23 protein-coding genes are annotated in these 23488 nt (G+C 63.2%); 13 read left to right on the forward strand and 10 right to left on the reverse strand.

The annotated features are described in order from the left end of the window. Nucleotides 1-8: 8 nt before the first annotated feature. The 3 genes from AB4Y85_RS08330 to typA all read left to right on the forward strand — a co-directional run bounded on the left by AB4Y85_RS08330 (nt 9) and on the right by typA (nt 4927). A complete protein-coding gene (locus AB4Y85_RS08330; protein WP_441984412.1) occupies nt 9-866 on the forward strand; it encodes a GNAT family N-acetyltransferase in 858 nt (285 codons plus the stop codon). A 239-nt stretch (nt 867-1105) separates the two neighbouring features. Next, nucleotides 1106-2959, forward strand: coding sequence for a PAS domain S-box protein (locus AB4Y85_RS08335; protein ID WP_441984413.1), 1854 nt, complete (start codon nt 1106-1108; stop codon nt 2957-2959). 141 nt (nt 2960-3100) lie between these two features. Continuing rightward, nucleotides 3101-4927, forward strand: a complete 1827-nt coding sequence (typA, locus tag AB4Y85_RS08340; RefSeq protein ID WP_441984414.1) for a translational GTPase TypA — start codon at nt 3101-3103, stop codon at nt 4925-4927. Between the two features lie 354 nt (nt 4928-5281). On the opposite strand, the gene AB4Y85_RS08345 is transcribed toward typA, so the two are convergent. From AB4Y85_RS08345 to ubiE, 9 genes are all read right to left on the reverse strand, one after another. Next, complete coding sequence (locus tag AB4Y85_RS08345; protein ID WP_441984415.1) at nt 5282-5446, reverse strand: hypothetical protein; 165 nt, start codon at nt 5444-5446, stop codon at nt 5282-5284. 33 nt (nt 5447-5479) lie between these two features. Further along, nucleotides 5480-5704 carry a hypothetical protein gene (locus AB4Y85_RS08350; RefSeq protein WP_441984416.1) on the reverse strand — a complete coding sequence of 75 codons (225 nt, stop codon included), beginning with the start codon at nt 5702-5704 and terminating at the stop codon, nt 5480-5482. Nucleotides 5705-5979: 275 nt separating this feature from the next. Then, nucleotides 5980-6957: a cysteine synthase A gene (cysK, locus tag AB4Y85_RS08355; RefSeq protein ID WP_441984417.1), complete on the reverse strand. Its 978-nt coding sequence runs from the start codon at nt 6955-6957 to the stop codon at nt 5980-5982. Between the two features lie 75 nt (nt 6958-7032). After that, a complete protein-coding gene (locus AB4Y85_RS08360) occupies nt 7033-7482 on the reverse strand; it encodes an RrF2 family transcriptional regulator (RefSeq protein ID WP_441984418.1) in 450 nt (149 codons plus the stop codon). Further along, nucleotides 7479-7946, reverse strand: a complete 468-nt coding sequence (dut, locus tag AB4Y85_RS08365; RefSeq protein ID WP_441984419.1) for a dUTP diphosphatase — start codon at nt 7944-7946, stop codon at nt 7479-7481. Before dut ends, AB4Y85_RS08360 begins: the two co-directional genes overlap by 4 nt. Continuing rightward, nucleotides 7943-9148, reverse strand: a complete 1206-nt coding sequence (gene coaBC, locus AB4Y85_RS08370; protein ID WP_441984420.1) for a bifunctional phosphopantothenoylcysteine decarboxylase/phosphopantothenate--cysteine ligase CoaBC — start codon at nt 9146-9148, stop codon at nt 7943-7945. The genes dut and coaBC overlap by 4 nt, the downstream gene beginning before the upstream one ends. Continuing rightward, the gene (locus AB4Y85_RS08375; protein WP_441984421.1) at nt 9145-9498 is read right to left on the reverse strand and encodes a DUF4406 domain-containing protein; all 354 of its coding nucleotides are present in this window, start codon (nt 9496-9498) and stop codon (nt 9145-9147) included. The genes coaBC and AB4Y85_RS08375 overlap by 4 nt, the downstream gene beginning before the upstream one ends. Before the next feature lie 13 nt (nt 9499-9511). Beyond that, the gene (gene ubiB / locus AB4Y85_RS08380; protein WP_441984422.1) at nt 9512-11077 is read right to left on the reverse strand and encodes a 2-polyprenylphenol 6-hydroxylase; all 1566 of its coding nucleotides are present in this window, start codon (nt 11075-11077) and stop codon (nt 9512-9514) included. A 3-nt stretch (nt 11078-11080) separates the two neighbouring features. Beyond that, the gene (gene ubiE, locus AB4Y85_RS08385) at nt 11081-11830 is read right to left on the reverse strand and encodes a bifunctional demethylmenaquinone methyltransferase/2-methoxy-6-polyprenyl-1,4-benzoquinol methylase UbiE (protein ID WP_441984423.1); all 750 of its coding nucleotides are present in this window, start codon (nt 11828-11830) and stop codon (nt 11081-11083) included. A gap of 93 nt (nt 11831-11923) precedes the next feature. Here ubiE and mutM point away from each other — a divergent pair, with 93 nt between their 5' ends. The 5 genes from mutM (at nt 11924) to rpiB (ending at nt 15599) form a co-directional block, all read left to right on the forward strand. After that, nucleotides 11924-12817, forward strand: a complete 894-nt coding sequence (gene mutM, locus AB4Y85_RS08390; protein WP_441984424.1) for a bifunctional DNA-formamidopyrimidine glycosylase/DNA-(apurinic or apyrimidinic site) lyase — start codon at nt 11924-11926, stop codon at nt 12815-12817. A 91-nt stretch (nt 12818-12908) separates the two neighbouring features. Further along, nucleotides 12909-13682: an enoyl-CoA hydratase gene (locus tag AB4Y85_RS08395; RefSeq protein WP_441984425.1), complete on the forward strand. Its 774-nt coding sequence runs from the start codon at nt 12909-12911 to the stop codon at nt 13680-13682. 1 nt (nt 13683) lies between these two features. After that, nucleotides 13684-14499, forward strand: coding sequence for a TSUP family transporter (locus tag AB4Y85_RS08400; protein ID WP_441984426.1), 816 nt, complete (start codon nt 13684-13686; stop codon nt 14497-14499). A gap of 166 nt (nt 14500-14665) precedes the next feature. Further along, a complete protein-coding gene (gene rpsT / locus AB4Y85_RS08405) occupies nt 14666-14932 on the forward strand; it encodes a 30S ribosomal protein S20 (RefSeq protein WP_441984427.1) in 267 nt (88 codons plus the stop codon). Nucleotides 14933-15149: 217 nt separating this feature from the next. Then, nucleotides 15150-15599 carry a ribose 5-phosphate isomerase B gene (gene rpiB / locus AB4Y85_RS08410; protein ID WP_441984428.1) on the forward strand — a complete coding sequence of 150 codons (450 nt, stop codon included), beginning with the start codon at nt 15150-15152 and terminating at the stop codon, nt 15597-15599. A 79-nt stretch (nt 15600-15678) separates the two neighbouring features. On the opposite strand, the gene AB4Y85_RS08415 is transcribed toward rpiB, so the two are convergent. Next, nucleotides 15679-17301, reverse strand: coding sequence for an ABC-F family ATP-binding cassette domain-containing protein (locus AB4Y85_RS08415; RefSeq protein WP_441984429.1), 1623 nt, complete (start codon nt 17299-17301; stop codon nt 15679-15681). A gap of 1070 nt (nt 17302-18371) precedes the next feature. Here AB4Y85_RS08415 and dnaA point away from each other — a divergent pair. From dnaA to AB4Y85_RS08440, 5 genes are all read left to right on the forward strand, one after another. Beyond that, nucleotides 18372-19823: a chromosomal replication initiator protein DnaA gene (gene dnaA / locus AB4Y85_RS08420; protein WP_441984430.1), complete on the forward strand. Its 1452-nt coding sequence runs from the start codon at nt 18372-18374 to the stop codon at nt 19821-19823. Between the two features lie 149 nt (nt 19824-19972). After that, nucleotides 19973-21091, forward strand: a complete 1119-nt coding sequence (gene dnaN / locus AB4Y85_RS08425; RefSeq protein WP_441984431.1) for a DNA polymerase III subunit beta — start codon at nt 19973-19975, stop codon at nt 21089-21091. Between the two features lie 197 nt (nt 21092-21288). Continuing rightward, the gene (gene recF, locus AB4Y85_RS08430) at nt 21289-22449 is read left to right on the forward strand and encodes a DNA replication/repair protein RecF (protein WP_441984432.1); all 1161 of its coding nucleotides are present in this window, start codon (nt 21289-21291) and stop codon (nt 22447-22449) included. Between the two features lie 66 nt (nt 22450-22515). Further along, complete coding sequence (locus tag AB4Y85_RS08435) at nt 22516-23130, forward strand: LysE family translocator (protein ID WP_441984433.1); 615 nt, start codon at nt 22516-22518, stop codon at nt 23128-23130. Beyond that, the gene (locus AB4Y85_RS08440; RefSeq protein WP_441984434.1) at nt 23127-23447 is read left to right on the forward strand and encodes a hypothetical protein; all 321 of its coding nucleotides are present in this window, start codon (nt 23127-23129) and stop codon (nt 23445-23447) included. The genes AB4Y85_RS08435 and AB4Y85_RS08440 overlap by 4 nt, the downstream gene beginning before the upstream one ends. Nucleotides 23448-23488: the final 41 nt, after the last annotated feature.

Genomic DNA, 23488 nt, shown 5'->3' on the forward strand with positions numbered 1-23488 from the left:
GGTCGATCATGGCCCAGGCTAAGCCGGACGATCTGACCATTCGCGTCATGTCACGTGAGGATCTCGACAGAGCCGTCGATTGGGCGGCCACTGAGGGATGGAATCCTGGCCTCAAGGATGCTGAGTGTTTTCAAGTCGCCGATCCTGCGGGCTTCCTCATGGGCTTTGCGGGCGATGAACCTGTCGCCGCGATCTCGGTCGTGCGTTATGGCGATAAATTCGGCTTTCTCGGCCTCTACATCGTGCGGCCCGAGTGGCGCGGACGCGGCTTCGGCTATCGGCTTTGGCAGGCTGGGATGGAGCATCTGAAGGATCGCGTCGTGGGGCTCGACGGTGTCGTCGCCCAACAGGCGAATTATGCACGCTCCGGTTTCGTGCTGGCGCATCGTAACGTGCGCTTCTGCGGCACGCCGCAGATCGATGCACCGGAGGATGCGCGGTTGCAGTCGGTGAGCCCCGCCCTTGTCGCGGATGTGCTCTCCTATGATCGGCCGTTCTTCCCAGCCGCGCGAGAAACCTTTCTGCGATGTTGGCTCAAGTCCGACGCGCGTGAAGCCTTGGCTTTCGTGGAGGATGGTTCGGTCAGAGGCTACGGTGTCGTGCGGGCCTGCCGAAGCGGCTTCAAGATCGGGCCGCTCTTCGCCAATAGTGACAGCGAAGCCGAGCTTCTGTTTCGCGCGCTTGCCTCGAAGGCGAAGGGCGCCCCGGTCTTCCTGGACATTCCTGAGCCGAACGAGGCTGCTATCCGCCTTGCCATGCGCCATGGCTTGTCGCCGATCTTCGAGACGGCCCGCATGTATCGCGGCCAGTGCCCCGACCTGCCCTTGTCCCGGGCATATGGCATCACGACCTACGAGCTTGGATGATTACCAGTGCGAACGGCCAAGTGGAACGGGAACAGATGCACCCTATATTTGTTTTTCGTCCCACCGTTGAACACCGAGCCTGCGCCTCCCGCCTTTTGAGGCGGCTTGCATGACCTCCTCGGCCAAGCTTGCTAAGTGGTGCCATAGCGTTCAAGGAGGGTGCGAAAGTCTCGCGCCTGATGGAGGTCGCTGTATTGCCGTTCCAGTCGTCGCCGAGCGTCTCCTCGATACCAGAGCTGATGAGCTTCCTTGAAGGCGGCGGCGAAATGGGCGAGCGGATGCGCGCCTATGATTGGTCGGCCTCACCCCTGGGATGTCCTGAGACATGGCCGCAGCCGCTGCGCACCCTGATCGCGGTCATGCTCGGTTCCCAGCAGCCCATGTTCGTCGCATGGGGCCCTGAACGCATCATGCTCTACAACAATGGCTATGCTCCAATGTGCGGGCAGCGTCATCCGGCGGCTTTGGGCAAGCCTTTCGCCGAAGTGTGGTACGATATTCTGGATACGGTCGGCCCCATTCTCGACAAGGCCTATGCGGGTGTATCCACCCAGATGGACAACATCACCTATGTGATGCATCGCAACGGCTATCCGGAGGAAACCCATTTCGCCTTCAGCTATACGCCAGTGCGGGACGAGAGCGGCCAGGTCGCCGGCATGTTCTGCACCTGCACGGAGACCACGCAGGAGGTTCTGACGCAGCGTGCCCTGGCGCGGGCGCAGGAGCGCCTGTCCTTCGCGCTCAACGCATCCGGCATGATCGGAACCTGGGACTGGCACATCCAGACGGACACCTTCTACTCGGATGCACGGTTCGCGGCGATGTTCTCGGTCGATCCGGACAAGGGAGAAATGGGTGCGCCGCTTGCCGATTACCTTGCCGGCATTCACCCCGATGACGTTGGCGCGATCAAAGAGGCCATCGGCCACGCCATCGCGACCGGCGAGAAATACACACAGCAATATCGCCTCCTGCACAAGGACGGCACGATCCGCTGGGTCGAGGCGCAGGGCCAGTGCCTTTATGACGAGGCAGGCAAGCCGTTGCGGTTTCCGGGTGCGGTCATCGACATTACCCAGGCCAAGCACGCCGATCAGGCAATCCGTGAGAGCGAAACGCGCTTCCGGAATCTCGCCGACAATGCGCCTGTCATGATCTGGGTGACGGAGCCCGATGGCACCTGCACCTATCTGTCCCGGTCCTGGTACGAGTTTACGGGTCAGGTCCCTGAGAAAGCCTTGGGCCTCGGCTGGCTCGATGCGGTCCATCCGGAGGATCGCGAATGGTCGGGAGACGTGTTTCTCCAGGCGAATGCCAAGCGCGAGGCTTTCCAGCTGGAATACCGCCTGCGCCGGCATGACGGCGCCTATCGCTGGTCCATCGATGCCGCAGCGCCCCGCTTCAGCGAGGACGGAGCCTTTCTCGGCTATGTGGGTTCGGTGATCGACATCACGCACCGCAAGGCGGCGGAGCAGTTCCAGAGCCTGCTCCTGCACGAACTCAACCACCGGGTCAAAAACCTGTTCTCCGTCACGGGCAGCCTCGTGGCCATGAGTGCCCGCTCAGCAAAGGACCCGCAGGAGCTCGCCCGGACCCTCGAAGGGCAGATCAGCGCCATGGCCCGCGCCAACGACTTGATCCTTCCCGACCGAATAGGTGGCGAGCAGGAGCTCAGGGGCACGACTTTGCACGATCTGCTGCAGGCCGTGCTCGAGCCATATCTCGAAAGAGACGGCGGCGCCTCGAACATCGCCCTCCAAGGCCCTGCCGTTCCGGTCGGGGAAAGTGCCGTCACGAGCCTGGCCCTCGTTTTCCACGAATCCGCCACCAATGCCACGAAGTACGGTGCCCTCTCGGAAGCGGAGGGCCAGGTCCGGATCGCCTGGAGCGTCCGTAGCGGCACCCTGGAGCTTCGATGGGAGGAAACGGGCGGCCCGTCCATTGCCGAGCCCCCCAGGCAGCGTGGCTTCGGCAGCAGGCTTGTGGAGCGCAGCATCAAAAGCCAGTTTCACGGGAGCATAGAGTATCAATGGCTCCGTGAGGGCCTGATCCTGCAAATGGCGGTCCCGCTGGAGCACCTCACCCGCTGATTTCAGCGGCAGAATCGGCCTGCCCTATTGCAGCCGCACACTTATCATTATATTGCAGCGCATCAGATTTTCGCCCGGTACGAGCCAGGGGCGCGGCTACGCTTGCCGCGTGCCGGGCCACTTTGCTTTGAAAGACCCCCAATGAAACTACGCAATATCGCCATCATCGCGCACGTCGACCATGGCAAGACCACCCTCGTCGACAAGCTGCTCCAGCAATCCGGCAGCTTCCGCGAGAACCAGCGCGTGGAAGAGCGCGCCATGGACTCGAACGACCTGGAAAAGGAGCGCGGCATCACCATCCTGGCCAAGGCGACCTCCGTCGTCTGGAAGGATACCCGCATCAACATCGTTGATACCCCCGGCCACGCCGATTTCGGCGGCGAGGTGGAGCGTATCCTGAGCATGGTGGACGGCGCGATCGTCCTCGTGGACGCCGCTGAAGGCCCGATGCCGCAGACCAAGTTCGTGGTCTCGAAGGCCCTCAAGATCGGCCTCCGCCCCATCGTGGCCATCAACAAGATCGACCGCCCCGATGGCCGTCATGTGGAAGTCATCAACGAGGTGTTCGACCTCTTCGCAGCGCTCGACGCCACCGACGAGCAGCTCGACTTCCCGATCCTCTACGGTTCGGGCCGTAACGGCTGGATGGCCAAGTCCCCGGAAGGCCCGCAGGACCAGGGCCTCGGCCCTCTGTTCGATCTCGTGCTGGAGCACGTGCCCCCGGCCAAGGTCGAGGAAGGCCCGTTCCGCATGCTCGGCACCCTGCTCGAGGCAAACCCGTTCCTGGGCCGCATCGTCACGGGCCGCATCTCGTCCGGCACGGTGCGCCCGAACCAGTCGATCAAGGTGCTCGACCGCGAGGGCAAGGTGGTCGAGACCGGCCGCGTGTCCAAGATCCTGGCCTTCCGCGGCCTTGAGCGTCAGCCCATCGAAGTGGGCGAGGCAGGCGACATCGTCTCCATCGCGGGCCTCGTGAAGGGCTCGGTGGCCGACACCTTCTCGGCTCCCGAGAACGACATCCCGATCCAGGCCCAGCCCATCGATCCGCCGACCGTGACCATGTCCTTCATCGTCAACGACTCGCCCCTCGCGGGCACCGAGGGCGACAAGGTGACGAGCCGCATGATCCGCGACCGCCTGTTCAAGGAAGCGGAAGGCAACGTGACGCTGAAGATCGAGGAAGCCTCCGACAAGGATTCGTTCTTCGTCTCCGGCCGCGGCGAATTGCAGCTCGCGATCCTCATCGAGACCATGCGCCGCGAGGGCTTCGAGCTCGCCGTGTCGCGTCCCCGCGTCGTCTTCGAGAAGGACGAGGCCGGCAACCTCCTCGAGCCCATCGAGGAAGTGGTGATCGACGTGGACGAGGAGCATTCCGGCGTCGTCGTGCAGAAGATGTCCGAGCGCCGCGCCGACATGGTCGAGATGAAGCCTTCGGGCGGCAACCGCCAGCGTCTCGTGTTCTACGCTCCGACCCGTGGCCTCATCGGCTATCAGAGCGAACTGCTGACCGATACGCGCGGCACCGCGATCATGAACCGCCTGTTCCACGCCTACCAGCCCTATAAGGGCGAGATCGCCGGCCGCCGCAACGGCGTGCTGATCTCCAACGACGCGGGCGAGGCCGTGGCCTATGCGCTGTGGAACCTGGAAGATCGCGGCCCGATGATGATCGAGCCAGGCTGGAAGGTCTATCAGGGCATGATCATCGGCGAGCACAACCGCGAGAACGACCTGGAAGTGAACGTGCTGAAGGGCAAGAAGCTCACCAACATCCGCACGACCTCGAAGGACGAAGCGGTGCGCCTCACGCCGCCGATCCGCATGACGCTGGAGCGCTCGCTCGCCTGGATCGAGGACGACGAGCTCGTGGAAGTGACGCCGAAGTCCATCCGCATCCGCAAGGCGATCCTCGACCCGAACGAGCGCAAGCGCGCCGATAAGCAGAAGGAAGCGCTGAGCGCTTAAGCCTTCGAAATCATAGACATCGAAAAGGCCGCCTCGAAAGGGGGGCCTTTTTTCATATCCCATCCATGTCATCCCAGACGCCAGAAGCGATCCGGGATCGCTTTCAGAATAACGCACTGTCATTCCGGGGCCGCATAGCGGAGCCCGACCCAAAGGGCCGCGCCGCAGGCGTGGAAACCCATAAGCACGACATTGCAAGGAAGAGCGCAGCGGTATCCACTCACTTCATTCTGCTGCTTCGGTGATTATGGGTTCCGGGCTCGCCTGCGGCGCCCCGGAATGACAATAGGGTATGCCTCATTCTGCTTGCGATCCTGGATCTGCGCTGCGCTTCGTCCGGGATGACGGCTTGTGTCAACCTTCAGCCTTGCTGCTCTGTCGCTTCTTCGCACCTTCTCCCATCGGATTGGTGGAATCTTCACCGGAGGCTTTGGGGTTCTTACGGCCCTGCGGTGTCAGGCGCGGTGCGTCGATATCCTTGTCGGTCGCTTGATTGGCTTTCTTGTCGGAAGACTTCATCGGCATGTCCTTCGTGTCAAAATACGTGCCGGTTCAGCCGCTCGATGAATCCGCGTCGCCTCCTTGCTTGTCATCGGGAAGCGTGCCGGCGCCGGGCGTAGAATCGGGGTTCGTCAGCTTTGGGTCCGCATGCGGGCCAGCGGGAGGCATGCCGGAGTACGACGGCTTGGCATCTGCCGGCTTGCCGGAATCCAGGCGTTTGTTGTCGACGGATTGCTTCGTGTCTTCGGTGTGGTTGCCGTAGCCAGCATTGCCCATGTCGATCTCCTCTCAATCCTTATCCTTGCCGTTCACGGCAGTCGCGCGCTCGATCGCTTCCGCCGTCGCGCTGCTTGTTGCGGATCTGGTCCGCGGATTGGTCTTTCAATGAATGTGGGGCTTCGCGCTCCGCCATGATGAACTCCTTGCAACACAAACGGATGTGGTTGCTAAGGAGAACCCGGGCACTGGGGGGAAGTTCTGGCTACGCTTGCCCGTCGTGCAAATGAAAAAGGCGGCTCGAAAGCCGCCCTCAGGATCGATGAAGGATTGTCTCAGAGGCCTTCGAATAAATCGGTCGAGAGATAGCGCTCGGCAAAGGACGGGGCGACGGTGACGATGCGCTTGCCCTTGAATTCGGGGCGCGACGCGAGTTCGAGCGCAGCCGCCACATTGGCGCCCGTGGAGATGCCACCGGGAATGCCTTCAAGGCGCGCAAGCCTGCGCGAGGTATCGAACGCTGTCTGGTTGCCGATGGTAATGACGCCATCGATCAGGGAACGATCGAGCACATCCGGCACGAAGCCCGCACCGATACCTTGAATTTTGTGCTTGCCGGGCTGACCGCCGGAGAGAACCGGAGAATCCTCGGGCTCGACCGCAAAGACCTTCATGTTCGGCAGGCGCGGCTTGATGACCTGGGCAACGCCGGTGATGGTGCCGCCGGTGCCGACGCCCGCGACAAACGCATCGAACTGGCCGTTGGTGTCGTTCCAGATCTCTTCCGCCGTGGTCTTGCGGTGGATGTCGGGATTGGCGGGGTTCTTGAACTGCTGCGGGATTACCGAATCCGGAATCTCCTTCAGCAATTCCTCGGCGCGGGCAATCGCGCCCTTCATTCCCTGAGGGCCAGGAGTGAGTTCGAGTTCGGCCCCGAGGAAGGCCAGCATCTTGCGGCGCTCGATGGACATGGTCTCGGGCATCACGAGGATCAGGCGGTAGCCGCGCGCAGCGGCGACGAATGCCAGCGCAATGCCCGTATTGCCAGAGGTCGGCTCGATCAGGGTCGTGCTCGGCTTGATCTTGCCCGCTGCTTCCATGGCGTCGATCATGTTGACGCCGATACGGTCCTTCACGCTGGAGATCGGGTTGAAGAATTCGAGCTTCAGAAGGATTTCCGCATCCACCCCATGCTCCTTCGGCAGCCGGTTGAGGCGCACGAGCGGGGTGTTGCCGATGGTGTCGGTGATCGAACCGTAGATGCGGCCACGGCCGGGCTTGGTGTCGCCCTGTGTTTTGACGGTATCAGCCATAAAAAGCCTCCTTGAGCATAGGAGGATATTAGTCCTTATCGCATTCGCTGTCGATAATTGACTTAATTCACAAAATTATATTGTAAAATCAGTCGGAATGGCAGACTCCACAACGGCTTCAGCCTGCGCACGGTTGCAGAGATCCTCGACCGTCACCTTATCGAGCTCGATCAGGAAAGCCTCGGTGCCACGAGTCACGAGGGGTGCGACCACGGCCTCGGCGAGACGCGATTCCGGCAGCGGAGAGGTGCCGTCATCCTCCTGCGCCGACATGGCGATGCGCACGATATCGCCCGCCGTGATGCGACGGCGTTCGCGGGCGAGCTCATAGCCGCCGCGCGGGCCGCGTACGCCCTTCAGGATGCCCTGGCGCACCAGCGCCTGGAGCACCGGCTCAAGGTAGCGCGGCGGCAGGTTGTGGCGGGTGGCGAGCGCCTTCGCGGAAACCGGCGAGGGCCGCGCATGGAGTGCAATATCCGTGACGGCGGCGATGGCAAGCAACGAACGGCGCGAAAGGAAGTTCATGAGCGGCCCTGCCCCAACCCTGTCGATCCGAACCCGCCGGCGGCGCGGGCGGTCTCATCGACCGAGCCGACCTCCATCAGCTCGACCATCGTCACCGGCGCCACGACCATCTGCGCGATGCGCATGCCACGCGTGATGGTGAAGGGTTCCTGCCCCAGATTGACGAGCAGCACCTGCACCTCGCCGCGATAATCCGCATCGATTGTGCCGGGCGCGTTGAGAACCGTCACGCCATGCTTGAAGGCGAGACCCGAACGGGGCCGCACCTGGGCCTCGAAGCCCTGCTCCAGCTGGATGACGAGCCCCGTGGGAACGAGCCTGCGCTCCATGGGTGCTAGCACCACGGGCGCAGTCTCGGGATTAGCGGCGATGAGATCCATGCCCGCGGCGCCCGGTGTTTCATATCGAGGCAGCGGCAGATCGGCGCCGTGAGGAAGGCGTTGGACGCGCAGCACGTGGCTCATGGCTTTGCGCCTCCGCTCAGATGCGCGATCAGCTTTTGCGCCACTTCCGTTTTCGACGCCGTAGGCCAGGTCTCGACGCCCGATGCGGTGACGAGATGTACCGTGTTGCTGTCGCCGCCCATGATGCCGGTTTGCGGCGACACGTCGTTGGCGACGATGAGATCGCAGCCCTTCTTCGCGAGCTTCTGCTTGGCGTGCTCGATCACGTTCTCGGTCTCCGCCGCAAATCCCACCATGAGCGCGGGGCGGCCCTTCGTCAGATGCGAAATCGTGGCGAGAATGTCGGGGTTTTCGGTCAGCGACAGGTTTGGCAATGCGCCGTCCTTCTTCTTGATCTTCTGCTCGCCCGCATTGGCCACCCGCCAATCGGCGACGGCGGCGGCGAAGATGCCGATATCGGCGGGCAGCGCTTTCTGCACCGCCTCCAGCATCTCCCGTGCGCTTTCCACATGCACGGTGGTGACGCCCTTGGGATCGGACAGTTCGACGGGGCCGGAGATCAGCGTGACCCGCGCACCCGCATCAGCCGCCGCTTTCGCGATAGCATGGCCCTGCTTGCCGGAAGAACGGTTGGCGATATAACGCACGGGATCGATGGGCTCATGGGTCGGACCCGATGTGACGATCACATGCTTGCCCGCAAGCGGGCCGGAAGGCGCGAGCAGCCGCTCGACTTCGGCTGCAATCTCCAGCGGCTCCGCCATGCGGCCGGGGCCGAACTCGGCTTCCGCCATCGCGCCGTCATTGGGGCCGATGGCGTGGACACCGTCACCCTGCAAGACACTGAGATTGCGCTGAGTTGCCGGGTGTAGCCACATGCGCACATTCATGGCGGGCGCGATCAGGATCGGCAGCGTGGTGGCAAGCAGCACGGTGGAGGCAAGATCGTCCGCATGCCCGCCCGCCATCTTCGCCATCAGGTTCGCGGTGGCCGGTGCCACCACGACGAGGTCCGCATCGCGCGCCAGCTTGATGTGCCCGATATCGGCCTCATCCTCGCGGTCGAAAAGATCCATATGCGTACGTTGTCCCGTCAGCGCGGAGGCAGCCAACGGCGTGATGAATTGCTGCGCGCCGTTGGTGAGGACGCAACGCACCGATGCGCCGCGCTCGCGCAGGCGGCGGATGAGATCGAGGGACTTGTAGGCAGCGATCCCGCCGCCGATGACGAGGAGAATGCGTTTGCCGGTGAGTGCTGTCATGTTTTTTCACCGTTCACGGCGGGAATATCGCTCAAGGAGAAGTAGATAGGACGTCCCGAGGCCTTGAAAGCCTCGACCTCGATATCCGATCCTTGCGACTCTCCGCCAATCCGCAAACATGCATCGCATCTGTCCAGAAGTGCCAGCGACAGCGGTAGTCTAATCTCATGAGAGGCGTCGTCCAATCCCGCCGCTGCGATCATGGGCAGAGACATGTTCGCGCCGATCACGGGGGTATGTCCCCGCCTGAACAACTCCAGGGCCGCCTCATTCAGAACGCGCAGGTTGGCTGCGCGCTGGCTGGGGTTGGCGCCGCCTGTCGCATAAGGGCCGCAGACCCTGATCCACATGAGACACCTCGTTTTATTGTGCGACCAGGATCGCAAGAAGGGTGGCGATAATCCACAAGGCCGCTACGCCCCAACGGTTGCCCCGCGCCTCCGCACGGCCGATGGCGGCGACGCTGTCCTGGTTGAGCGCGACGCCTTTCGCCGTGACGTCTTCGAGCTGGTTGAGAACCCGCTCGGCGCGAAGGGCTAACTCCGGCAGGTCGCCGATGACGCCCGCGAGCGTCCATAGGCCCCGGCCCGCCTGCTCGACGCGTCCCAGCGGCCCGAGATTGCGCTCGATCCATTCGCGCACCACCGGCTCCGAGGTGGTCCACATATCGAGCTTCGGGTCGAGATTGCGGCCCACGCCTTCCACCACGACCATGGTCTTCTGGAGCATCACGAGTTCGGTGCGCGTCGCCATGTCGAACAGGGACGTGATCTCGAAGAGAAGCGTCAGCAGCTTCGCCATGGAGATCTCGTCCGCGCGCCGGTCATGGATCGGCTCGCCGATGGCGCGGATGGCCTGCGCGAAATCCTCGACCGAATGATGCGGCGGCACATAGCCCGCCTCGAAATGCACCTGCGCCACGCGCAGGTAATCGCGGCGGATAAACCCTAAAAGAATTTCGGCGAGGAAGCGCCGTTCCTTCATGCCGAGACGGCCCATGATGCCGAAATCGACCGCGACAAGGCGGCCTTCCGCATCAATGAACAGATTGCCGGGATGCATGTCCGCGTGGAAGTAGCCGTCGCGGATCGCATGGCGCAGGAAAGATTGGATCACCGTGCGGCCCAAGGCAGCCCGGTCGAAACCTGCGCGCTCGATGGCCTCGATGTCGTTGAGACGGATGCCGTCGATCCACGTCGTCGTGAGCACGTCGCGCGCGGTCAGATCCCATTCGGGCTTCGGCACGCGGAAATCGGGATCGTCCTTGGTGTTCTCCGCCAGCTCCGACACGGCGGCGGCTTCCAGGCGCAGATCCATCTCGACGGAGACGGACCGGGCCAGCGTCTCCACCACTTCGAGGGCCTTGAGACGCCGGGCATCGGGCACCATGCGCTCGAACAGGCGTGCCGCCGCGCGCATGGCTTGAAGATCGCGGGCAAAGCCTTCGCGCACGCCGGGGCGCACCACTTTGACGGCAACCGTTTCCTCACCCTCCGGTGTACGGATGCGGGCCTTGTGCACTTGCGCGATGGAGGCGGCAGCCAAGGGCTCGCTGAATTCGAGGAACAGATCGTCGATGGGCCGGCCCAACGCGATCTCGATCATCCGCACCGCTTCCGCGCGTGGGAAGGGAGGCATCCGGTCCTGCAACCGTTCCAGATCGCGCGCCGCCGCCGCGCCGACGATGTCGGGGCGAGTGGCGAGGAACTGGCCGAACTTCACGTAAGAGGGGCCGAGCCGCGTCAGCGCCTTCGACAGGCGCGCCGCGCCGTCCTCAGGCTGGCCGCGCTCGATGATGCGCGCGAGCCGCAAGCCGAGGCGGGCCGATGGCGGCAGGGCGCTGGGATCGAAGAGGCCGAGCGCACCTTCGCGGGCCAGGATGTAGCCGGCGCGCAGGTTCCGCGCGAGATGAACGACGCTGCCGATCACCGCTTAGATCTTCCAGCCGGAATGAATGGCCACCACGCCGGCGGTGAGCGGACGATACGTGACGCGCTTGAAGCCCGCTTCCTCGATCATGCGCGCGAAAGCGGCGGGCGGCGGGAACTTACGGATCGATTCGACGAGGTACTGATAAGACTCGGCATCCCCCGTCACCATCTGGCCCATGCGCGGAATGACGTTGAAGGAATAGGCGTCGTAGATCTTGTCGAGCACCGGCACGTCCACCTTCGAGAATTCGAGGCAGAGGAAGCGCCCGCCGGGCTTCAAGACCCGATAGGCCTCGCGCAAAGCCGCATCGATGCGCGGCACGTTCCGGATACCGAAGGCGATGGTGTAGGCATCATAGGTCTTCGACTCGAGGGGCAGCTCTTCCGCGTTGGCTTCCACGAAGTCGATCTGGCCCTCGTATCGCTGGCCGGCCCGCTCCTCGCCGACCTTCAGCATCTCGCCATTAATGTCGAGCACAGTCACCTGAGTCTGCGCCCCGCCCGCTTCGAGAATGCGGAAGGCCACATCGCCCGTGCCACCGGCCACGTCCAGGTGGCGGAAGGGGCGGTCCTTGGGCGGGCGCAGGGTCGCGACGAGATCGCCCTTCCAGAGCCGGTGAAGGCCCGCGGACATGAGGTCGTTCATGATGTCGTAGCGGCTCGCCACGGAGCGGAAGACCTCGTTCACGCGACCCTGCTTTTCGCCCAGGGGCACGGACTGAAACCCGAAATGGGTGTTCTCGTCGGTCATGCTCTATACCTCTCGCTACAGGATGTAGCGATCCATAGCGGAAGAGGGCCCGAATGGCTATGTAATGGCAATCAAGAACCGAAGAGATGGTTGATGCCTGAACTGCCCGAAGTCGAGACCGTGCGCCGAGGCTTGGAGCCCGCCATGGTGGGAGCGCGCTTTTCCAAGGTGCTGCAACGGCGCCCGGATCTGCGCTTTCCCTTTCCCGAGCGCTTTGCGGAGCGCCTTGAAGGCCAGGAGGTTAGATCCTTAAGCCGCCGGGCCAAGTATCTGCTCGCCGATCTCTCCTCGGGCGAGGTGCTGGTGATGCATTTAGGCATGTCGGGCCGCTTCCTCGTCACCCAAGGCGGCGCCAAGCAGATGCCGGGGGAGTTCCACCACGAGCACGGGGGCCTCGGCGCCCATGACCATGTGGTCTTTGAGCTCTCGAACGGGGCGAGCGTGACCTATAACGACGCCCGCCGTTTCGGCTTCATGGATCTGGTGCCCCGCTCCGAGATCGAGACCTGCAAGCACTTCGCGGGCATGGGCATCGAGCCCCTGGGTAACGAGCTGTCGGCAGAGACCATCGCCACTCTCTTCGCGGGCAAGCGTACGCCGTTGAAGGCTGCCCTGCTCGATCAGCGGCTGATCGCCGGCCTCGGCAATATCTATGTGTGCGAGGCCCTGTTCCGCACCGGCCTCCACCCGGCGGCCCCGGCAGGCTCCCTCGTTAATAAGAAAGGCCAGCCGACGGAAAAGGCCCGGCAGCTCGCGGAGGTGATCCGCGATGTGCTGACCGAGGCCGTCAAGGCAGGCGGCTCGACCTTGCGCGACCATGCCCAGGTAGACGGGACGCTTGGCTATTTCCAGCACACCTTCCGCGTTTACGACCGGGAGGGCATGGCCTGCGTGACCCCGGAATGCACCGACACGGTCCAGAGGCTCGTGCAATCAGGCCGCTCCACCTTCTATTGCCCGCATTGTCAGAAGCAGACGCGGGGTTAAGCCGAAAAGCGAAGCCGCATCGAGCCGATTTCCCCTTGCCTCGAACCCCTGCCCTCGCCTACCGGTGGACGGCAATCGAGGAGATCCCGGCATGGCATTTGAGACGATTCTCGTTGAGACGCGCGGCAAGGTGGGTCTGATCACCCTGAACCGCCCCCAGGCGCTGAACGCCCTTAACTCGGCGCTCTTGAACGAGGTGAACCAGGCGCTCGACGCTTTCGAGGCGGATGCCGCCATCGGCTGCATCGTGATCACCGGTTCGGAGAAGGCCTTCGCCGCCGGGGCCGACATTAAGGAAATGGCCTCGCTCGCCTATCCGCAGATCTATCTCGACAATCAGTTTTCCGGCTGGGAGAGGGTGGCGGGACGCCGCAAGCCGATGATCGCGGCTGTCGCGGGCTTCGCGCTGGGCGGCGGATGCGAGTTCGCCATGATGTGCGATTTCATCATCGCCGCCGACAACGCCAAGTTCGGCCAGCCCGAGATCAAGCTCGGCGTCATGCCTGGCATGGGCGGCACCCAGCGCCTGACCCGCCTCATCGGCAAGGCCAAGGCCATGGAGATGTGCCTGACGGGCCGCATGATGGGTGCCGAGGAGGCCGAGCGCTCCGGCCTCGTGGCCCGTGTGGTGCCGCTGGCCGACCTCATGATTGAAGCCATGAAGGCGGCGGAGACCATCGCCTCCATGTCACTTCCCATCACCATGATGACCAAGGAAACCATCAACCGCGCCGACGAGGTGTCCCTCTCCGAGGGCATCCGCTTCGAGCGGCGCCTGTTCCACGCCATGTTCGCCACCGCCGACCAGAAGGAAGGCATGGCCGCCTTCGTGGGAAAGCGCGCGGCCGAGTTCAAAGACCAGTAAATTGCCCGATATCGGTTTCGACATGATCGCGGCTTTGGCCGCGATCTCTTTTTTCGCAGGCTTCGTGGATTCCATCGCCGGAGGCGGGGGCTTGCTGACGGTACCGGCCCTCATCCTCGCGGGTCTCGGGCCTGCGGAGGCAATTGCCACCAACAAGGTGCAGGGCGCTTTCGCGGCGGCTTCCGCCACCTATACCTTCGGGCGCCGGGAACTGATCGAATGGCGCAAGGCCTGGGGCTTTGCGGCCATTGCCTTCGCCAGCGGAATCGGGGGCGCGCTCTGCGTGCGCTTCCTACCGGATATCGTCCTCCAGACCCTGATCCCGGTGCTGCTGATCGCCATTGCCGTCTATTTCGCCCTATCACGCAAGCTCAAGGACGAGGATGCCCATGCTCGCATGACAACCTTGGCCTTCGGGCTCACCGCGCCCGTCGTCGTGGGCTTCTATGACGGCATTTTCGGGCCGGGCGCCGGCTCCTTCTATATGCTCGCCTTCGTGACCCTGCTCGGTTACGGGGTGCTGCGGGCCACCGCCCATACCAAGCTTCTCAATTTGGCGAGCAACCTTGGCAGCCTCTTGCTCTATAGCATAGCCGGGGCCGTGGTCTGGCCCCTGGGCCTCGTCATGGCGGGCGCCTCGTTCCTTGGGGCGCAGGTGGGCTCGCGGCTCGCCATGCGGCTGGGGGTCCGGCTGATCCGCCCGCTCCTCGTCCTGGTCTCGGCCGCGATGGCTCTCCGGCTCCTTCTGGACCCCGCGAATCCCTTGCGCCAAGCTATCCAGGGAGCGGTTCAGAGCACCCTCCCGGTGCTTTTTTGACGCGCAAAGGCTGACTGTCGTTGACGTTCCCGAGGATCGCGTCTATAAGCCGCCTCACACGAGCCCGCGCGTCCCGCGGGCTCTTCGGTTTCCATTCATCATCCGATTGCTGACAGGGCTCAAGCCGCTTCGTCGCGTCGGGATTTAAAAGAACGAGGCTTTGGCCATGGCCAATACCGTTTCCGCCAAGAAGATGACCCGCAAGATTGCGAAGCGCACCGCGATCAACAAGTCGCGCCGCAGCCGCATGCGGACCTTCGTGCGCAAGGTCGAGGAGGCAATCGCCTCCGGCAACCAGACCGAGGCTGCTGCCGCTCTCCGCGCCGCCGAGCCCGAGATGATGCGCGCCGCTCAGAAGGGCATCGTGCACAAGAACACCGCTTCGCGTAAGGTTTCGCGCCTCACCAGCCGCATCAAGGCTCTGAGCGCCTAATTATTAGGAAGCTGCCCTCACGGGCGGCACCGAACTGATCGAACCCGGCTGCGCCTCGCGGCCGGGTTTTTCGTTTGCGGCATCCACTCAGATATAAGAAACACGTGGCAGGAAGCACTTGGTGCAACTAAGCTTTGCAAGCTGCTCAGCGCATTCCGCACTCTTCTCAACCTCGGCCAAGCCGCCAAATTTCCTCGGAAACTCGGACGACCTATTCATGACAGCGAGCAAACGCATCGTCCTCTCTAGCGACCATGCCGCCATTGAACTCCGACAGGCCGTCGCCGCTCATATCGCAGCAAATGGATGGTCAGTGGTCGATATTGGTCCGACGTCACCCGAGAGCACACATTATCCTGCCCACGGCGAGGCGGCAGCGCAGCTCGTTGCCTCTGGCGATTGCCAGCTTGGCATCATTCTATGTGGCACTGGCCAAGGCATCATGATGGCGGCGAACAAGGTAAAGGGCATCCGTTGCGGCGTCTGCAGCGACACATTCTCAGCCCGCATGATTCGCCAGCACAATGATGCGAACATGCTCTCGATTGGCGCCCGCATCGTGGGCGAAGGGCTGGCGCTCGATATCGTGGATGCGTTCCTGACTGCTCAGTTCGAGGGTGGCCGGCATGCGACCCGGGTAGAGATGATCAGGGCGCTTGAGGGGTAGAGTTGACAAGCCCTCCTCCCCCACAGGGGGAGGGGGAAATCTGCGCTTAAGTCGGAACCTGATCTACATTGATCGATGTTCAGTTACGCAACCCCGGAGCCTCCTGCCCGGTGCGGGCCACGTATTCCGTGTAGCCGCCGCCATATTGATGGATGCCGTCATCCGTCAGCTCCAGCACCCGGTTGGAGAGAGCCGCGAGGAAGTGGCGGTCGTGGGAAACGAAGAGCATGGTGCCCTCATAGCGCGAGAGGGCATCGATCAGCATTTCCTTCGTCGCCATGTCCAGGTGGTTGGTAGGCTCGTCGAGCACCAGAAGATTCGGCGGATCGTAGAGCATCTTGGCCATGACGAGGCGCGCCTTCTCGCCACCCGAGAGCACGCGGCACTTCTTCTCCGCATCGTCGCCCGAGAAGCCGAAACATCCGGCGAGCGTGCGCAGCGATCCTTGACCAGCCTGCGGGAAGGAATCCTCTAAAAACTCGAACACGGTGCGGTCGCCGTCGAGCACTTCCATGGCGTGCTGGGCGAAGTAGCCCATTTTCACGCTGGCGCCGATGGTCACCGTGCCCTGGTCCGGCTCGGCGGAGCCTGCGACGAGCTTGAGCAGCGTGGACTTGCCGGCGCCGTTGACGCCCATCACGCACCAGCGCTCCTTGCGGCGCACCGCGAAGTCGAGCCCTTCATAGATGCTGCGGCTGCCATAGCCCTTGTGCACCTTCTTCAGGCTGATCACGTCATCGCCCGAACGCGGCGCGGGCAGGAAATCGAACGCCACGCTCTGACGGCGCTTGGGCGGCTCCACGCGCTCGATCTTGTCCAGCTTCTTCACACGGCTCTGCACCTGGGCTGCATGCGAGGCGCGCGCCTTGAAGCGCTCGATGAACTTGATTTCCTTGGCGAGCATGGCCTGCTGGCGCTCGAACTGCGCCTGCTGCTGCTTTTCGTTGAGCGCGCGCTGCTGCTCGTAGAATTCGTAATCGCCCGAATAGGTGGTGAGCGAGCCGCCATCGATCTCGATGATCTTGTTGACGATGCGGTTCATGAAGGCGCGATCATGCGAGGTCATGAGAAGCGCACCCTCGAAGCCCTTCAGGAATCCTTCGAGCCAAATGATGCTCTCCAGATCCAGGTGGTTGCTCGGCTCGTCGAGGAGCATCACATCGGGGCGCATGAGAAGAATGCGTCCGAGCGCGACGCGCATCTTCCAACCGCCGGAGAGGCCGCCCACATCGCCGTCCATCATCTCCTGGCTGAAGCCGAGACCTGCGAGCACCTCGCGTGCGCGCCCTTCCAGCGAATAGCCATCGAGCTCCTCGTAGCGCCCCTGCACCTCGCCGTAGCGCGCGATGATCTCGTCGAAATTGCCCGCCTGATCGGGATCGGCCATCGCGGCTTCGAGTTCCTTCAGCTCGGCAGCGACCTCGCTCACGGGACCTGCGCCATTCATCACTTCGGTGACCGCGCTATGGCCTGCCATCTCGCCCACATCCTGGCTGAAATAGCCGATGGTGATGCCGCGATCGACGGAGACCTGGCCCTCATCGGGCTGCTCCTCCTTGGTGATCATGCGAAAAAGCGTCGTCTTGCCCGCGCCGTTGGGACCGACGAGGCCGACCTTCTCACCTTTCTGAAGTGTCGCGGAGGCCTCGATGTAGAGGATCCGGTGGCTGTTCTGCTTGCTGACGTTCTCGATACGAATCATGGAGTCTTTGAGCCTGAGAAAATTTGGCGGTCTTATGCCATGCGATGCGCTCGCCGACGAGCGTTCAAGGACTGGTAAATTGACGGATCGGGTGCGGCCGATAGGACGCTGCAGCGAGCAGCTGGCTCGCATGGCATTTCGCGCGGTGTGCCGATCGCTCGCGATGTCGTCGGTACTGCCAGAAATTCATGCTGGGCGCAATTCTTTATAACATCACCCAAGGGTGGCTGAACGCCTTGCTGTGCAAGGGTCTCAAGCCGCGGCACAGATGGCGCGTCGGCTTCATCCTGCAAGCGCTTTAAGCCAAGTTTGTCGGCTAAAATTTAGCTCTCTTTTTATCCACACACGAGCTTGACTTTATCCACGAATGACCGGGTGATCATCTGCCCTGCTATGATTCAAACTGCACATAAAAATTCGATATGCTTCAGTAGCTTAGCAGGCAAAGGTTCGCGAGGCATCGGAATCACGCGCCGACTCGGCCCGAATCGATCCTGAATCAAGGTTGCGCGAAAACCTTTTTTCGAGACCTTGCACAGGCTGTGGCTGAACAGTGAATCAGTTGAAGAGTCAGGACTTTATCGTCGTGCCTCAAAAGCTGTGGACGACCCGTGGAGGCTTTTTGGGGTTCGCTGGAGGTATGAAGCCGCTTCGCTCGTGTTGCGCGGCCTCCCTCCAACTGTATAAGGTCAACTCACTTCAACGGGCGGCCGTGAAGTCATTCACTCAAGTCTCAAGCTGCAGAACTTCATCGCGAGGTTAGGGCGTTGTTGCACCATAATAAGAAGCAAACAAAGGCACCTCCCTTACCAAGGGGTAGTCTTGATCGATCATGAATGCATGCCGAAGGGGTGACCCATAGAGGTCATCTCAACCTAGAAACACTTTGATAAGCTTCAGTACAATTGGGGGCGCCAAGTTTTGAACTACCGGTGAAGCGGGCGTGCTTTGCTTGTTCAAAACGGGTCATGCGTAGGGGTTCGCGCCGTATTAGGCGGAGCCTCGTGGAGGGAATTTTTATGTATCGCAGCGAGGACCATCGAACCTTTGCCGCACCCAGTGAGAGCGGCATGGAATCGTCAGGTGAGCAGACAGCAGCTGATGTGTGGGCGCGTGTAAAACGCCGCCTGCGGGCCGAACTGGGCGAGGACATCTTCGCCAGTTGGTTCGGCCGCCTGGAACTGGATTCGGTGATCGAGGGCTGTGCTTATCTCACGGTGCCCACGCGCTTCCTGAAGAGCTGGATCGAGTCGCATTATGTCGACCGGGTTCTCACGGTTTACCGCTCCGAGGCCAATGATGTTGAGCGCGTGGCGATCGGCGTGCGCAACTCGCTTGGCCGCGACGCGTCTCCCCAGCGCCGCCCGAGCGAGGCCCCCCGGGCCAGCACTGCCCCAGCGCAAGCCATTACCCTCCCGACCGGCGAGCCCAAGACGCCTTCGCTCGCGCTTCCTCCCGAGGAGCGCGGAGAGTCTTCCGATCTCGGCGGCGCGCCGCTCGATTCGCGCCTGACCTTCGATAGCTTCATTGTCGGGCGCTCCAACGCCCTCGCCCATGCCGCCGCCGACCGCGTGGCCCATGCGGCGAACGGCCAGGTGATCTACAACCCGCTCTATATTCATGCGGGCGTTGGCCTCGGCAAGACGCATCTTCTTCATGCCATCGGCCATGAAATGCGCACGCAAGGCCGCCGCGTGATCTATCTCACCGCCGACCGCTTCATGTACGGCTTCGTCGCGTCCTTGAAGGCGCAGACCTCGCTCGCTTTCAAGGAGCGCCTGCGCGGCATCGACCTGCTCATTATCGACGACGTGCAGTTCATCCAGGGCAAGCAGATCCAGCAGGAATTCGGCCATACGCTGAATGCCCTCATCGATGCGGGCCGCCAGATCGTGATCGCCGCGGACCGCCCGCCGGCCGATCTCGAAAACCTCGACGAGCGCGTGCGCTCGCGCCTCGCCGGCGGCCTCGTGGTCGAGGTGACGGCTTTGGACGAGGCGCTTCGCACCTCTATCCTGACCACCCGGATCGATGCCCTCAAGACCATTCACACCAGCTTCGATGTAGGACCTAACGTGGTCTCCTACGTGGCGCGCTCGATCACGGCCAATGGGCGCGATCTCGAAGGCGCGGTGAACCGCCTTCTGGCGCACGCCACCCTCACCGGCTCCGCGATCACGATGGAAACCGCCGAGACCGCGATCCGCGATCTCGTGCGCAACCGCGAGCCGAAGCGCGTCAAGATCGAGGACATCCAGAAGCTGGTGGCCTCGCGCTACAACGTCTCCCGCTCGGACATCCTCTCCGAGCGCCGCACCGCCGCGGTAGTCCGCCCGCGCCAGATCGCCATGTATCTGTCGAAGGTCCTCACCTTACGTTCCCTGCCGGAAATCGGCCGCCGCTTCGGCGGGCGCGATCACACCACCGTGCTCCATGCGGTGCGCAAGATTGAGAAGGCCATCGGCGAGGATCATGCGCTCTCCGACGAGGTCGAACTCCTCAAGCGGATGCTGCAGGAATAAGCGGATCACCGAACCGGACCGTGGCTTTTCCAGCGAGAAGGGCCACGGCCTTGCTTTCTCGGGCAACTAAAGCCAATCTTGCCCCTGCTCGTTTCGGCCATCCTGCCGGGAGCGGGCCAAGAATTTTTACCGACAATAGGTGTCGCGTTATGAGAGTTACTGTTGAGCGCGCCGCTCTTCTGAAGGCGCTGGGGCACGTGCACCGCGTCGTCGAGCGCCGCAATACCATTCCGATTCTGTCGAACGTGCTTTTGCGCGCCGAGGAAGGCTCGCTTCGACTGCGGGCCACCGACCTCGACATCGAGGTGACGGAGACGATCCCCGCTGATATCACGGAAGCTGGCTCCACGACGGTGCCCGCCTACATGATCTACGACATCGTGCGCAAGCTGCCCGACGGCGCGCAGGTGTCGCTGGAAATGACCGCCGACATGGGCCAGATGCAGATCCGCTCGGGCCGTTCGCGCTTCATGTTGCAGGCCCTGCCCGAAAGCGACTTCCCGGATCTCGCCGCCGGCGATCTTCCACATCGCTTCACGCTGGCCGCCGCCGATCTCAAAAAGCTGATCGAGAAGACGCAGTTCGCGATCTCGACGGAAGAGACGCGCTATTATCTCAACGGCATCTATCTTCACACCATCGATGCAGGCGGCTCGCTCGTGATGCGCGCCGTCGCCACCGACGGCCATCGCCTCGCCCGCGTGGAACTGCCCGCGCCGAACGGCTCCGAGGGCATGCCCGGCGTGATCATTCCGCGCAAGGCCGTGGCCGAGATCGTCAAGCTCGTCGAGGACGGTTCGGAGAGCATCACCGTTGAGCTGTCCTCCGCCAAGGTGCGGCTGACATTCGACGGCGTGGTGCTGACCTCGAAGCTCATCGACGGCACCTTCCCGGATTACCAGCGCGTCATTCCCGCCGGCAACGACAAGATCCTCGTGGTCGAGCGAGGCGATTTCGCGAAGGCCGTGGATCGCGTCTCCACCATCTCGTCGGAGCGCGGGCGCGCGGTAAAGCTGGCTCTCGCCGATGGCCGCCTGACGCTCACCGTCAACAACCCGGATTCGGGCAGCGCGACGGAAGAGATCGAGGTCGATTACGACAACACGCCCATCGATATCGGCTTCAACGCCCGCTATCTCCTCGACATCACGTCCCAGCTCGACGGCGACACGGCCCTGTTCAAGCTCGCCGACCCAGGCTCGCCCACCGTCATTCAGGACCGCGAGGGCGCGCCTGCGCTCTACGTCCTGATGCCGATGCGCGTGTAAGCGCCGTTTTCAGAATCAGTCTCTCGTCATCACCGGCCTTGTGCCGGTGATCTCGTTTTGGGGAGGCGCCGCGCTCTTCCTATCGGGATGGCCGGGACAAGCCCGGCCATGACAGGGAAACGTCGCGACAATAGGAACTCCACTTCGGCCGCGCCCACCCTTGATCTTTCGCGCCCGCTCCTGAAAGAAGGGAGCGCATGTCCTCCGCTCCCGTTGCCGCTTCCCGAATCGTCCGTCTCATCCTCCAGGATTTCCGCACCTATGCGAGCCTGGACCTTCCCGTGTCGCGCTCGCTCGTGGCGCTGGTGGGTGAGAACGGCGCGGGCAAGACCAATGTGCTGGAGGCGATCTCCCTCTTCATGCCGGGGCGCGGTCTGCGCCGCGCGGAGCTGGGCGAGATGGCCCGCCAGGGCGGTCCAGGCTCCTTCGCGATTTCGCTGACGCTCGATGCCCCTTACGGCGAGCATCGCCTCGGCACCGGGCTCGAACCTCAGGGCGAGAACGCCCGTTCCTCACGCATCTGCCGCATCGACGGGGCAACGGCCTCCTCACCGACGGCGTTTGCGGAATTCCTTCGCGTCGTCTGGCTCACGCCCGATCTCGACGCGCTGTTTCGCGGCCCCGCCGGCGACCGCCGCCGCTTTCTCGACCGACTCGTGCTCGCCGTCGATGCCGAGCACGGCACGCGGGTGAATGCGCTGGAACGCGCGCTACGCTCCCGCAACCGCGTGCTCGAGGAAAATCCCGACAACCGCCTCTGGCTCGATGCCCTGGAGCGCGAAGTGGCGGAGCTCGCCATCGCGGTCGCTGCCGCGCGCCGCGAAACCGTGGAGCGTCTTGCCGCCCTCATCTTTGAGACCCGCACGGAAGACTCGCCCTTCCCCTTCGCGACGATGGGCCTGGAGGGTGAGATCGACAGCCTCGTGGCGACGCTCCCCGCCGTCGATGCGGAGGACCGCTACCGCGCCATCCTCCGCGACAACCGCCACCGCGACCGCGCCGCCGGACGCACGCTGATCGGGCCGCAGGCCTCCGACCTCATCGTGCGCCATGGGCCGAAGGACATTCCCGCCAACACCGCCTCCACCGGCGAGCAGAAGGCGCTCCTCATCGGCCTCGTTCTCGCCCATGCGCAGCTCGTCGCCAGCATGAGCGGCATCGCCCCCTTCGTACTGCTCGACGAAGTCGCCGCCCATCTCGATCCCCGCCGCCGCGCGGGCCTCTTCGCGGCACTGGAGCGCTTAGGCGGGCAGGTCTGGATGACTGGCGCGGACCCGAGCCTCTTTGCGGAACTCGAAGGCCGGGCGGACGTGCTGCAGGTGTCATCCGGTGTGATTGAACACATCAACAATCCTTGATGGTGCGATAAACCACTTCGGCTTATGTGGTGGATCTCACTCAATTTCTGACTGCCCGGTGTTGCCATGGAACTCGCAGGCCTGTTCCTCTTCTCCTCCGCCCTCTTCATCGCCGCCGCCTCGCCGGGGCCCGGCATTGCCGCCATCGTGGCGCGGGTGCTAGGGCGCGGCCCCAGGGGCGCAATTCCCTTCAGCATCGGCATCGCCCTGGGCGACGTAGTATGGCTGACCTTCGCGGTTCTAGGCCTCGCCGCCCTGGCACAGGCCTTCCATGGGGTGTTCCTGGCGGTCAAATATGCCGGCGCTGCCTACCTGCTCTACATCGCCTACAAGCTCTGGACGACCCCCGTCGAGGCGCGGGACGTCTCCGCTGAGGCGAAAGCCGAGAGGCCGTTGAAGCTGCTTCTCGGCGGGCTTGCGCTGACGCTGGGCAACCCCAAGACCATCGTGTTCTACCTCGCCCTTCTGCCCACCTTCCTCGATCTCACCAGGATCACGATGCTGGGCTATGCGGAGCTGGTAGTGGCGACCCTGACGGTGCTGGGTGTCGTGTTCGGGATCTACATCGTGCTTGCCGTCCGGGCGCGGCGGCTGTTCACCAGCCCTAAGGCCCTGCGCATCCTCAACAAGAGCACGGGCGCGGTCATGGCGGGGGCTGCAGCGGCCGTCGCCGTGCGATGAGCCTGCTGTTCGGCGCCGTGATCCTGCTGTCTCCGTTCTGGCTGGCTCTGCTTTGGCTGCAATGGGGGCACAGGCTGTGGATGCGGCTGTCCATGGTGGCCCTATGGAGCCTTCTGACAGTGGGGTTCGCCTGGATGTTTTATGAGCGCTATTGGCGCTGGGCGGATTGCTTCAACGAGCTTGGTCGCTGCTACGATTCGGAGGCGGGCGTCATGGTCGCGCAGGCAGCCTTCATCTGGGGCATGCCGGCCCTGGTGAGCGCCCTTTTGCTGGCCTTGAGCCTATGGGCGCTCCTGAAGCGAAAAATCACCCCCTGAACGGCACTTTTTCGTGGATTCTAGCCCCCTTTCACGTACGC

Origin of the sequence: Microvirga sp. 2YAF29 (genome assembly GCF_052114605.1) — a bacterium.
In the GTDB taxonomy this organism is placed as follows: Bacteria; Pseudomonadota; Alphaproteobacteria; order Rhizobiales; family Beijerinckiaceae; genus Microvirga.